Origin of the sequence: Kitasatospora sp. NPDC086801 (genome assembly GCF_044745805.1) — a bacterium.
Classification (GTDB): Bacteria; Actinomycetota; Actinomycetes; order Streptomycetales; family Streptomycetaceae; genus Kitasatospora.
The window spans coordinates 39,641-51,255 of record NZ_JBIVAX010000040.1 but is presented as its reverse complement, the minus strand read 5'-3'; the positions used below and the strand labels follow the sequence as shown (position 1 = coordinate 51,255).

The window sequence follows — 11,615 nt, the reverse complement described above, 5'->3', positions numbered from 1 at the left end:
GACGGCACGGCGCGCCCGCGGAAAGCGGGCGCGACCCCAGGATATAGATACCTAACTTAGGTATGCAAGTGGAGGTGGTGGTCCGATGACCGCGGACTCGCCGGACAACCCCGGCACGGACGAACAGGCGGCAGCCGTCTGGGCGGCCCTGCCCCGGCTGGCCCAGCTGAGCAACGCCATGACCCGCGGCCGCCTGGCCGAACGGGCGGCCGAGGCAGCGGGGCTCGCCCTGGACCGCCCCGCGCTGAGCGCACTCATGACCCTGCACACGGCGGACCGGCCGCTGCGCATCGGGGAGATCGCCGAACGGATGCAGGTGGTCGGCCCGCACGTCACGCGACAGGTCCAGGCGCTGGAGCGGCGCGGCCTCGTCCACCGCGTCGGCGACCCGCACGACCGGCGTGCCAGCCTCGTCGAGGCGACCGCCGAAGGGACGAGGGCGGCGAACGCCTACGCAACGTCCATGATCGGCTGGTTCACGGACGCGATAGCGCACTGGCCGGACCAGGACCGCAGCGACCTGGGCCGACTGCTCGCGAAGCTGGCCGACGACGTCATCGCCCGTCTGGCCCTCCTCGACGACACGCCACCGCCTGCCACCTGAGCGGACCCGCCCAACGCCAAGAAGATCAAGCCACCGGGTAGCCCGTGGGTGCTCCGCCCTTCAGGGCGGTGCGGAGCCCCGGGTGCCCAGCGTGAACTCCTCCGCCGAAGCCCCCGCACGTCCCCGTCGGCCGTCGGGGCGCCAGCGGCCGGGCCCCGGCCCCCGCTACCGGAACACGTGACGGGGAACCGGCCGCCGCGGCCGTGCCGCTGACCGTTGGTCACCGGCGGCCCGGTCCGCGGCGGCACGCCCCGCCGTCGCGCCGCCTCCTACCGGGCCGCGGCCTCGTGGTGAATCATGGAGGCGGTCGAACGGAGCGAGGGCCTTGAGGCGGATGACACCAGGTCGGCCGCCGCCGGTCCTCATCGAGTGGGACGGGAACAGCATGCCTCTTAGCGGCGAGTACCAGCCGAGCCCGGAGAAGTGGGTCAGCGACCAGGTCGCGTTGTACGAGGGCTCCGGAGGCACCGAGGGCACGACGCTCCGGGGCGTGCCGGTCGTCGTCCTCACCAGCCTGGGGGCCAAGAGCGGGAAGATCCGCAAGAACCCGCTGATGCGGGTGGAACACGAGGGGAGGTACGCCCTGGTGGCCTCGCAGGGCGGCGCGCCCACGAACCCCACCTGGTACCACAACCTGGTCGCGCACCCGCAGGTCGAACTCCAGGACGGCGCAGTGCGCCAGGACATGACGGCCCGCGAGGTCGAGGGCGCGGAGCGGGAGCTGTGGTGGTCCCGCGCGGTCGACGTCTGGCCGGACTACGCCGCGTACCAGACGAAGACGGACCGGGTGATCCCTGTCTTCGTGTTGGAGCCGGTGACCGCCGGCCGGTGACCCCGGGCGGCCCGGAGTTCGGCCGGTGACACGTCCATGAGGCCCTCGAACATCGCTCGCCATTGTTCAACGTCTACGCGGTGACCTGCGGCCACCGCTTGATCCTTGGTTGTCCTCACAAACCACGATGATCTCCGGTGGCCGCACCTTTGCCCAGGCGAGTAGGACGGCGGAGCCCGGCCCTGTATTGCCGGGCTCCGCCCGAGGATGGAGAGCCCTGATGAGTCGCTACGAGTTGAACGAGCGCGAAGCCTTCGTGGCCATGTCGCGGTTCGTGTGGCAGTTCGCGAACCGCGCCGGGGACGACCTCCTCACGCTCCTGGGCGACATCGGCATCCAGGCGGATGGAGGGACCACGGACCCCGCTGCTTGGGAGGATTGGATGAAGTGCGTGCGTTCGGTCGTCGACGGCACAGAGGACCCGGCAGGTGGATCGGCGGGATAACGGCCGCCCCTCGAACGAGACTCGGCATCGCGGTGGCGAGAACACACCGGCCGGGGCTCGGCACGTTCTCCTGGTACCAGGAAGCGCCCGGGTGCAGGACGGGCCGGGTGGCGCTGCGGCTGCCGCTCCCCGGCCGCCCTCGGCGGCCAGCACCCCCGCCTCCTGCTCGATGCGTTCCAGCGGTGGCGCACCCAGCGCCCGGCACACCAGGCCCAGGAACTCGACCACGACGGTTCTCCGGAGTTCCTGAAGACCCGTCATGATCCACATCGCTTGCCGGGCCCCCCTTCTCCTGCCCGAGCTGGTGTACCGCGGTGAGGGCGAGGAGCGGAACTCGCGGGATACGACCGTCGGCCGGTCAGCCGGCGTTGATGACCTTGCCGCAGACGATCGTTCCGTTGAGCGTCACCGTCTGGCCGAGGTCGTAGGTGGCGGCCACCTCCGTGTCGGTCAGCGTGACCGTCCAACTGTCGCCGGTCTTCGTCGCCTTGATGCCGGTCGCGTTGTTCTTCGCGTAGCCGCCGACATGGGAGGCGGTGCTGACCGGCATCATCCAGCCGGTGCCCGACTGGATGCCGGCGACGCTCGGGCCGCCGGCGTTCTGGTCCGACGGCGCCTGGAAGGACTCCAGCTCGCCCTTGATGACGGTGCAGGTGCTGTCGGTGGCCTTGATGGAGCCGGACTCCGAGCCGCTGAAGGTCACGTCGGCGCTGCCCGTGCCGGATTTCGCCTGCGGGCTGGTGGTGGTGCCCGCCGCTGCGGGTGTTGCCACGTCAGTCGTTGCCGCGCCTGCGGACGTCGAGGCCCCGGCCCCAGCTGCGGCGGCGTTCTTCGTGGGGCTCGACGATCCGCATCCGGCGAGGGATATCAGCGTCGCGCCGGTCATGAGGCCGATGATGGCGCGTCGCCGGTGGAGTTCGGTCCGTGACATGTTCTTGCCCCTGATTCTCACGTAAGCACCCGATGATCATTGCGTCGAGTATGGCAGGCGGCTGCCGGTCGTGGGATGACGGACCGGCGCCCGGAGTTGGTCCGCCGAGATCACCACCGAAGGGCCCCGAATCACCACCCGCCGTCCCGGCTGCGGCGCTACGCCGCACCTGGTATCCGCCGGGCCCCGAGACGCACACCGGGCCATCGCCTGTGGGCGCTCCTCGGCGCCCCGTTGTCCCGGGCGGTTCCGTCTCTTCGCCGCGCCCGCCGCGCCCGCCGCGCCCGCCGTTCCCGGGCACGAGGCGTTGCCGTCGGCGGGCGCGACGACGTCGCGCCGCTCGTCGGGCCCGATCTGCCCGTGGCGAATCTGCGGTGGGCAGAGAAAACGCATCCGGGGGTCTCCCGGGGTCAAGAGTGGAGTCGACGGCATCCCCGCCTCGACAACTCGACAAGGAGACCGGATGACTCCCCTCGCCACGCTCGCGCCCCGTGCGGAGGAGGGCGGCACACCGCCCAGCCGCTTCGACGACCATCTCGCGGCACAGCTGCTCGCCCAGCGGATCGTCCTCCTCGGCACGCAGGTCGACGACGTGTCGGCCAACCGGGTGTGCGCGCAACTGCTCCTGCTGTCGGCGGAGGACCCGCGCACCGACATCAGCCTGTACGTCAACAGCCCCGGTGGGTCGGTCACCGCGGGTCTCGCCGTCTACGACACCATGCGGCTCATCCCGAACGACGTCTCGACGCTGGCGATGGGGTTCGCCGCCAGCATGGGCCAGTTCCTGGTCACCGTGGGGGCGCCCGGCAAGCGGCTCGCGCTGCCGAACGCGCGGATCATGATGCACCAGCCCTCGGCGGGCATCGGTGGCACCGCCGCGGACATCGAGATCCAGGCGGAGAACCTCCAGTTCACCAAGAGGGCCATCGAGCGGATCACCGCCGAGCACACCGGGCAGAGCGAGGAGACGATCGCGCGGGACGGCGACCGGGACCGCTGGTTCACGGCCGAGCAGGCCAGGGAGTACGGGATCGTGGACCGGGTGGTGGAGTCGGTCGCCGACGTCCGACCGGCCGCGTCGCGCCGACGGATGGGGTTGTGACATGGGGTCGTACACGGTTCCCTACGTCATCGAGCGGACCGCGCAGGGCGAGCGGTCCTACGACGTCTTCAGCCGACTGCTGAACGAGCGGATCGTCTTCCTCGGCACCGAGATCGACGACGGGGTCGCCAACGTGGTCATCGCGCAACTCCTGCACCTGGAGTCGGAGAACCCGGAGCGCGAGATCTCGATCTATCTCAACTCGCCTGGTGGATCGTTCACTTCGCTGATGGCGATCTACGACACGATGACGTTCGTGCAGGCACCGATCTCCACGTTCTGCGTCGGTCAGGCGGCGTCGACGGCGGCGGTGCTGCTGGCCGGCGGAGACCCGGGGCGACGGTTCGTGCTCCAGCACGCGCGGGTGCTGCTCGGCCAGCCGGCCAGCGGCGGCCGGCAGGGGACGGTCTCCGACCTCAGCCTCGCGGCCAAGGAGGTGGTCCGCATCCGCTCGCAGGTGGAGGAGATCCTGTCCCGGCACACGCATCACGACGTGGCGACGCTGCGCGCGGACATGGACCGGGAGAAGGTGCTCACCGCCGAGGAGGCCGTCGCCTACGGGCTCGCCGACGAGGTGCTGAGCCGACGGCTCGCGTTCGTCTGACCCGCACGGCGGTGGCCGAAGGCCCGCGAGCAGGACGGTACGGCGGTGGTGTGCCCCGTCGTACCGTCCTTCGGCCTGGCCTGGCCTGGCCTGGCCTGGCCAGATCAGATCAGGCCAGATCAGGCGGCGAGGCAGAGGCCGTCGTACTGCGCCGTGGGCGACGTACGGCTCCGGCCGACCTCGCTCCGGGCGTGCCGGGTCAGTTCGTCCTGGGCGAGCGAGAGCAGGTCGGCGAGGCCGAGGCCCAGGGCCCGGGCGGCGGCCGCGAGCACCTCGGAGGAGGCCTCCTTGAGCCCGCGCTCCAGCTCCGACAGGTACGGCATCGAGATCCGGGCCGCCTCCGCGACGTCCTTCAGCGTGCGCTCCTGGGCGAGCCGTTCGCGTCGCAGCGCGTCGCCGACGAGGTCGCGCCACAGGGGTTCCCTCGGCGCGGGCGCCGTCGGTGCTCCCGCCGGTCGCTGCGGGACGCGGGTCGCCCCACCGGAACCGGGCGACGAGGCGTGCGGGCGCAGGGGGATGACGCGGGCTTCGTTCGGCGCATGAGTGCTCACCCCTTCAGCCTAGGGATCCAGGGCGCGGGGGGAAGGGAGCGGCGTTCTGCCCTGGGTGAAGTCGTGCGGGCCGTCCTGCTCGCGCTCCTCCGTGTTCCTCGCGTTCCTCGCGTTCCTCGACGGGCGGGAGCACGACCTGCCCGCTTCCGTCGCACAGCGGCCGCCGTCCCGGCCGGGCACCCCGGTCGCCGCCGGGACGGTGTCAGCCCGCGAGCGCCGACGCACCGATCGGGCGGTGACCGGAGGCCGGGCCCGTGGCCGTCGAACTCGCCACGGGCCCGGCCGGGTTCTCCTACGCGTGCCGTGCTCCGCGCCTGCGCGCGACCACGACCAGTACGCCGCCCGCACCCAGCAGCGCCGCCGCACCGGCCACGCCGAGCGGCAGCACGGTGCCCGCCCCGGTGGTCGGCAGCGTGCCGCCGGGCGTCGCGTCGGGCCAGGAGGGCCAGGCGTTCCGCGCCGGCGGCGGCGAGTCGCTCGGCGACGGCGACGCCGTCGGCGAGGACGACGACGGGGTCGGCGGCGGGGTCGGGGCCGCATTCGGCGGCGACGGCGGGGCCGCTCCCGAACCGGCCGTCGGGAGCAGCCGGTTGACGACCGTCACCGTGATCCCGTCGTCCAGGTTCTCGCAGGTGAGCACCAGCGGCCCGAAGACCGTCACGTCCGGCGCCGCGTAGCCGTCGGGCGGGCTGAGCTCCACCCAGTAGTACGTCCCCGGCCCGACGACGGTCCGGCAGATGCCGTCGGCCCCGGTGGTGCAGGGAACACCGATCGGCGTGTCCTTGTGCTCGCCGGTGGTCTGCAGCCAGCCCGGCCCGCCGGTCCTGCGCCACAGCTGGAACGTCGCCCCGGCCAGCGGCCTGCCGTCCTGGTCGTGCTTGACCAGGGTCAGCGGCCCTCCTGCGGCCGGAAGCCGAAGTCGAGGGTGTGGTCGTCCTCGCCCGGCCCGCCGGTGGTCAGTTCCCGCTCGGCGTACGTTCCGCCCGGCGGGACGATGCCCTTGGAGTTGATGAACGGGTTGTCGCCGACGTCGTGCCTGGTGGGCACCCACTGGTACAGCGGGCCGCCCTGGGCGTAGTCGGCGGGGTTGTCCAGCCGGATCGTGTACTTGGTGTGCGGCTTGAGCCCGCCGTCCACGTTCGAGTCGTCGAAGTAGTACTCGCCGCGCGCCGTCGTCCTCGCCGTGCCGACGAGCTTCCCCGGCCCGTCGTACAGGTGGACGGTGGCGCCCTCCACCGGGCGCTGGCCCGGCTTCTGGATGCCCTTGTGCTCGGAGTCGTACCAGACCCGGTTGCCGATCTGCAGCGGCGCCTGGTCGCAGAGCACCTCCAGGTCGCCCATCGAGGCACCCTTGCCGAACGGCGCGGGCACGTTCGCCGGGTTGAGCCGCAGGCCGAACCCCGGGTCCTCCTTGCCGTCCCGCTGGACGAACGACGTGCCGTAGCCGAAGGCCGTGCTGTTGGGGTCGAACCCGGAGATCCCGATGGTGTTCTCGACCTTGGACAGCGCCATCCCGGCGTAGGCCGCGTTGTGGTGGACGCCCATCCGGCTGGTGTCGAAGAAGCGGGTGCCCCGGGGCGAGAGCCCGCAGCCGGTGTTGGTGTCCATCACGTAGGTGCCGCCGGTCGGGCAGGCCTTGTTGAGGTCACCGCCCGACAGCACCTCGCCCACCGCGGCGCCCGACGCCGACTGGCCCGTCGCCCGGTCGGCGAAGCGGTCGCGGAAGGCCAGCAGCATCGAGCCGTCCGTCTCGAAGCCGACCTCGCCCAGCTCCGGCTCCGGCTGGGCGCGGTAGCCCGAGCAGGTCTGGCCGTTCTGCGAGGTCGGGTAGGTGTTCGTCCACGGGAACCAGCCCGCGCCGTCGCACGGGCCCGAGCCGACGGTCGACTGGCGCGGGTAGTCCAGCGGCTGGTCCAGCACGGCCTGGTGGAACCGGCCGGTGGCCAGGTCGAACGGCAGCACGATCGCCCGCAGGTCCGAGGCCTTGCCCGTCGACTCGCCCGAGCAGACACCGCCGAGGTAGCCGACGCGGTCCTGGAGGCCCAGGCCGAACGGCCGCCAGTCTCCGGCCGAGGGGCAGCCCGGGTCCGGGATCGGGTAGACGCCCCGCGGTTCGGCGGCCGTCGGCGCGGTCGCGTCGTAGCGGTACAGCTCGCGGGTGTTGAGGTTGACGACGAACAGGTCCCTGCCGTCGTTCGTCACCTTGAGCCCGCCGAGGCTCTCCCTGCCCGGTGCGACGAGGAACGCGTCGTCCGTCCCCGGCCCGTGCACCGTGCTGCCGGCGTCCGGGACGGTGGCGAACAGCGTGGTCCGCTGCTGCGCCAGGTCGGTCACGTAGATGCCGCCGGCGCCGCCCGGACCGTAGTCCGTGGTGCGCTTGGCCGCCGCCGAGGAGAACACCCGCCGGTCGGCCTTGTTCCACGCGATGCCGTAGAGCGTGCCCGTCTGCGCGTCGGTGGCGAGGTCCGTGGCGTTGACGTCCACGCCGTCCTGGCCGCGCGCGCTGTACGGGAACGACACCAGCGTGCGCTGCGCACCGCCTCCCCAGGTGGTGTTCTGGCAGGCCGTCACCAGCGGCGCGTTCTTCTGGCAGTAGTCCCCCGGGTACCACAGCCCGGTGGTGTACGAGACGTCCTTGCCGCCGGAGAGGTCGACGAACTCCTCGTTGGAGCTCAGCTGGTTCGGCGCGCCGTCCAGCCCCTGCCGCGAGGCGAACGCCGGGAACAGCACGCCCGGCTTCGGGTTCACCACCTGCACCCGGTACTTGCCGCTGTGCTCCCGGCTCCGCGGCGGGGTCAGCGTCACCGTCCCGTCGGCCCCGGTGGTGCCCTCGACGCGGGCCCGCGCCTCACCGGTGAGCGTCACCTTCACGCCCGCCAGTCCCGGCTCCAGCGCGGGGGTCCACACCCCGGAGGAGTCCACGGCCCGGATCACCCGGACCGTCACCGCCCCGTCCTCCGTCTGCGAGAACGCCGCCGGCGCCGACAGCGCCCCGCCCCCGCACAGCGCGGCGGCGAGCACCGCGGCCCGCGCGGCGCCCTTCCTTCTCCTTCTCGTCCCCACCTGATCCCCACTCTCATGGTCGGCGGACAGCTGCCCGGTCCGGGCAGGACTCCCAGGAGAGCGACAACCGGTCGTCCACGTCCTGATTTCGGGGCGCATTCACTTGTGTGTGTGACACGTGAAGGGCGGAAAATCGCATCGAGTTCGAATGGGGACGCACAAGTTCGTATACCGCCGGAGTGATCCCGATGCCCGGGGCCGCCCGGATCCCGGCAGCGGGAACCCGGTCACCGTCACGCCGGCGGAGTCGGACGGGCCCAGCAGGGTGGCCGCCGGGCCGGTGGCCGCGGCGGGCGGGATCGGAGCGTCGACTCCACGCCGGGCGGTCCGTAGTCCCGATCCGGTCGGGACCGGTTCAGCCGCGTAGGTGGTTCAGAAGCGGAGGTGACAGCCGAGCGCCGTGTCGAAGCCGATGCGGGACGTCCTCCCTCACAGGGGAGTCAGGATGTCCTGGTGCGCCCCGTCGAGGACGAAGCCGTTGTCCAGCCGGACCCGGACCGTCACCCGGTTCCCCCGTTCCCGGTGCGCGGTCCACTGCGGCTCCAGCGCGGCGATCTCCGCCTCCAGGCGCTCGCGGCTCGCCACCGGCATGGTGTGCCCGTAGTCCTCGAACAGCGCTTTGAGTCGCTGGTACTCGCGAACGTCATGACTCTCCGGGAGTTCCCCGTCCACCCGCTCGACGGTGCCCTCCATCCCGGATCCCAGCGAGAGGAACCCGGCGACGAACCCGGGCTCCCCGGCGACCGCCTCACCGATCCCGAGGTCCTCGACCAACCTGACGCGCCGGCCTTCCTTCAAGGTCATCCGCCCTCTGCCCTCTCCATTGCGATCGAGGCCGCCAGCGCCTGCTGGCCCGCGGCCCTGGCCATTATCCGCCGGTGCGTCACGGTGCCAGACCTTCGGTGACAGGGCCCCGCAGTCTCCCTACGGCGGTTGCGCGGTGCCGGGCGGTCCGGCGTCAGGGCCCCCAGACGACGGCGTGTCCCGCCACCGGCTGGCCGGCCGCGTCGAGCTCGACGGCGTTCCCGGCGATCACTCCGTCGTCGTTGATGAAGCCGGCCTGGGCGTACGGGCTGAGCGGGGACGGCGGGAGCGGGACGGCCGTTCCGTCGGGCTTCCACAGCAGCGCCGTGCTGCGGGTCCAGTCCGGGCCCTGTGCTTCGCCGACCGCGGTGCCCGTGCCGTTGACCGCCATGGCCTCGCTCTGCTTGCCCGCCGGGTCGCCCAGCAGGGTCTGGGTGCCGTCCGGGTCCCAGCGCGCGGCGTGCTGGGAGTGGGTGGCATCGAATGCCGCCCCGACGGCGGTGCCCGCGTCGTTGACGGCCCTCGTCCGGCCGTAGCCGGCGTCGCGGACGGTGCCGTCGGGTGCCCAGACCAGCACTCGGTCGAACTCCGCGCTTCCGGCCTTCCTCCCGTGTCCGAGCACCACGCCGCCGTCGGTCATCTCGTCCACCCGGGCTCCGGCGATTCCTGTGGGGAGCGGGAGCGCGGTCACGGCGCCCGTCGGGCTCCAGAGCACCGGATGTTCCTGGCTGTCGCCGCTGAGACGCCGCTCGGACGTGCCGGCGATGATGCCCGCGTTGTTGACGGAAGAGGTCGATCCGCTGTCGTCGCCGGGCAGGAGCGGCAGGGCGACCCTGGTGCCGTCGGGCTGCCACTTCAGCGGTGTGGGACGGTAGTTCCAGTCGTACGCGCCGCCGATCACGACGCCGGCGTTGTTGATCCCCTGCGCGCCGCCGCCGCGGACCCCGGGCGGCAGTTCCAGCGCCGTCGGGGTGCCGTCAGGGGCCCAGCGGACCGGGTGGTTGTCGGACAGTGTCTGGAAGGAGACTCCGACTACGGTGTCGGCGTCGTTGAACCCGTGAGGGCGGCTGGACTGGTCGCCGGGCAGCGGCGCCAGGGTGGTGTAGCCGAGGTGGTCGGGGTGCCAGCGGATGGCCCGCGGGGCGGCCTGGGCGGGAGCGTTCGGGTAGTACTCCCCGACGACGGCACCATCGCGGTTCAGGCCCCACACCATGCTGGAGACGGCGTCCGGCGGGATCGGAAGGAACTGCGGGACCGGAAGGAGCTGAGGGGCCGGCAGCGACTGCGACCGCACGCCCTGGTCGGCCGCCGCCAAGGGCGCTGGGCCGAGAAGCAGGGCGACGGCCGTTGCGGCGGCGGCGAGGGCTGCGAGGCGAGGGGTGCGTGAACGGGGCATCCGGAAGGCTCCTGTCTCGTCGGGGCGACTGCGGGTCGCGGCCATCAGCGCTTCCAGACCATCGCGCGCGGTAGCGTCGGCTGGCCGGCCACGCCGGGCTGGATGGCGTGTCCGGCGATCACCCCGGCGTCGTTGACGAGGGAGGCCTGGGCGTACGGGCTGAGCGGGGAGGGCGGGAGCGACACGGCCGTCCCGTCGTGCCTCCACAGCAGTGCCGTGCTGTGCTGCCAGTCCGGACCCTCCGCGAAGCCGACGGTGGTGCCCACGTCGTTGATCCCGGTGGCCGTGCTCTGCTTGCCCGCCGGGCCGCTCAGCAGGGTCTGGGTGCCGTCCGGGCCCCAGCGCGCGGCGTGCTGGGAGTGGGCGGCGTCGAACGCCGCCCCGGCGATGGTGTTCGCACTGTTGACGGAGCTCGGCCTGCCGTAGCCGATGTCCCGGACGGTGCCGTCCGCCGCCCAGACCACCACCCGGTCGACGTCGGTGCTCCCCTCGCGTTGCCCGGCGCCGAGGATCAGGCCGGCGTCGGTGATCCCGCGGGCCCCGGCCGCGGCGATCCCCGGGGGGAGCGGGAGCGCGGTCACGTCGCCCGACGGGCTCCAGATCACCGTACGTGTCCGGGGTTCGCCGCTGAGGCGCCGCTCGGACCAGCCGAGGACGTAGCCCGCGTCGTTGATGAACGTGGTCGACCCGGTGTCGTCGTCGTCCAGCAGCGGCAGGGCGACCCTGGTGCCGTCGGCCCGCCACTTCACGGGCACGGAGCGGAAGACCGCGTCGTACGAGTAACCGCTCACGACACCGGCGTCGTTGATCCCGTACGCGCCGCCGCCGCGGGCTCCGGCCGGCAGTTCCAACGCGGTCGGGGTGCCGTCCGCCGCCCAGCGGACCGGGTGGTTGTCGGTCACCGTTCCGAAGGAGACCCCGACCGCGACGCCCGACGCGTTCATGGCGCCCGGGCGGGTGCCGGCCTCGCCGGGCAACGGCTCCAGGGCGGTGTAGCCGAGGTGGTGGGCGTTCCAGCGCAGGGCGCGCGGGGCGAACTGGTTGGGGGCGTTCAGGTAGCACTCCCCGAGGACGTCGCCCGCGTTGTTCAGGGCCGCCAGGGTGCTGGTCCCGGCGGCGTTCGGCGGGAGCGGCAGGAGGTGCGGGGTCGGCAGGAGGTACGGGGTCGGCAGGGCGGGGTCGGCCGCCGCGGTGGGTGCCGGGCCGAGCAGCACGGTGGCGGCCGTCGCGGCGGTGGCCAGGGCCGCTGCCGGGCGAAGGATGCGTGAACCAGTCATCCGGGA

12 protein-coding genes and 1 pseudogene are annotated in these 11,615 nt (G+C 72.7%); 6 read left to right on the top strand and 7 right to left on the bottom strand.

What is annotated here, in order from left to right; translation table 11 throughout:
- The first annotated feature begins 85 nt into the window (after positions 1-85).
- From ACIPLC_RS30655 to ACIPLC_RS30645, 3 genes are all read left to right on the top strand, one after another.
- A complete protein-coding gene (locus ACIPLC_RS30655) occupies positions 86-604 on the top strand; it encodes a MarR family winged helix-turn-helix transcriptional regulator (RefSeq protein ID WP_400476285.1) in 519 nt (172 codons plus the stop codon).
- A 385-nt stretch (positions 605-989) separates the two neighbouring features.
- Entirely contained in the window at positions 990-1,436 is a 447-nt protein-coding gene (locus ACIPLC_RS30650) for a nitroreductase family deazaflavin-dependent oxidoreductase (protein WP_400476284.1), read from the top strand.
- A gap of 220 nt (positions 1,437-1,656) precedes the next feature.
- On the top strand, positions 1,657-1,881 hold the full coding sequence (locus ACIPLC_RS30645; protein WP_400476283.1) for a hypothetical protein: 225 nt from the start codon (positions 1,657-1,659) through the stop codon (positions 1,879-1,881).
- 358 nt (positions 1,882-2,239) lie between these two features.
- Here ACIPLC_RS30645 and ACIPLC_RS30640 read toward each other — a convergent pair whose 3' ends face one another.
- Positions 2,240-2,653 (bottom strand): hypothetical protein, encoded by a 414-nt coding sequence (locus ACIPLC_RS30640; protein WP_400476282.1) that lies wholly within the window; start codon positions 2,651-2,653, stop codon positions 2,240-2,242.
- 622 nt (positions 2,654-3,275) lie between these two features.
- On the opposite strand from ACIPLC_RS30640, the gene ACIPLC_RS30635 reads away from it, so the two are divergent.
- Both ACIPLC_RS30635 and ACIPLC_RS30630 read left to right on the top strand, forming a co-directional pair.
- Positions 3,276-3,914, top strand: coding sequence for an ATP-dependent Clp protease proteolytic subunit (locus tag ACIPLC_RS30635; protein ID WP_400476281.1), 639 nt, complete (start codon positions 3,276-3,278; stop codon positions 3,912-3,914).
- Position 3,915: 1 nt separating this feature from the next.
- Positions 3,916-4,518, top strand: coding sequence for a ClpP family protease (locus ACIPLC_RS30630; protein ID WP_400476280.1), 603 nt, complete (start codon positions 3,916-3,918; stop codon positions 4,516-4,518).
- Between the two features lie 119 nt (positions 4,519-4,637).
- Here ACIPLC_RS30630 and ACIPLC_RS30625 read toward each other — a convergent pair whose 3' ends face one another.
- Positions 4,638-5,069 carry a helix-turn-helix domain-containing protein gene (locus ACIPLC_RS30625; protein ID WP_400476279.1) on the bottom strand — a complete coding sequence of 144 codons (432 nt, stop codon included), beginning with the start codon at positions 5,067-5,069 and terminating at the stop codon, positions 4,638-4,640.
- 254 nt (positions 5,070-5,323) lie between these two features.
- Here ACIPLC_RS30625 and ACIPLC_RS30620 point away from each other — a divergent pair, with 254 nt between their 5' ends.
- Positions 5,324-5,746, top strand: coding sequence for a hypothetical protein (locus tag ACIPLC_RS30620; protein ID WP_400476313.1), 423 nt, complete (start codon positions 5,324-5,326; stop codon positions 5,744-5,746).
- Between the two features lie 44 nt (positions 5,747-5,790).
- Here the strand turns inward: ACIPLC_RS30620 and ACIPLC_RS30615 are convergent.
- The 5 genes and pseudogenes from ACIPLC_RS30615 to ACIPLC_RS30595 all read right to left on the bottom strand — a co-directional run.
- Positions 5,791-5,904: pseudogene (locus tag ACIPLC_RS30615) on the bottom strand (hypothetical protein); the annotation flags it as partial.
- A gap of 53 nt (positions 5,905-5,957) precedes the next feature.
- Entirely contained in the window at positions 5,958-8,132 is a 2,175-nt protein-coding gene (locus tag ACIPLC_RS30610) for an SdrD B-like domain-containing protein (protein WP_400476278.1), read from the bottom strand.
- A gap of 429 nt (positions 8,133-8,561) precedes the next feature.
- Positions 8,562-8,936: a hypothetical protein gene (locus ACIPLC_RS30605; protein WP_400476277.1), complete on the bottom strand. Its 375-nt coding sequence runs from the start codon at positions 8,934-8,936 to the stop codon at positions 8,562-8,564.
- Between the two features lie 154 nt (positions 8,937-9,090).
- Positions 9,091-10,332, bottom strand: a complete 1,242-nt coding sequence (locus ACIPLC_RS30600) for a hypothetical protein (RefSeq protein WP_400476276.1) — start codon at positions 10,330-10,332, stop codon at positions 9,091-9,093.
- Between the two features lie 44 nt (positions 10,333-10,376).
- Complete coding sequence (locus ACIPLC_RS30595) at positions 10,377-11,609, bottom strand: hypothetical protein (RefSeq protein ID WP_400476275.1); 1,233 nt, start codon at positions 11,607-11,609, stop codon at positions 10,377-10,379.
- Positions 11,610-11,615: the final 6 nt, after the last annotated feature.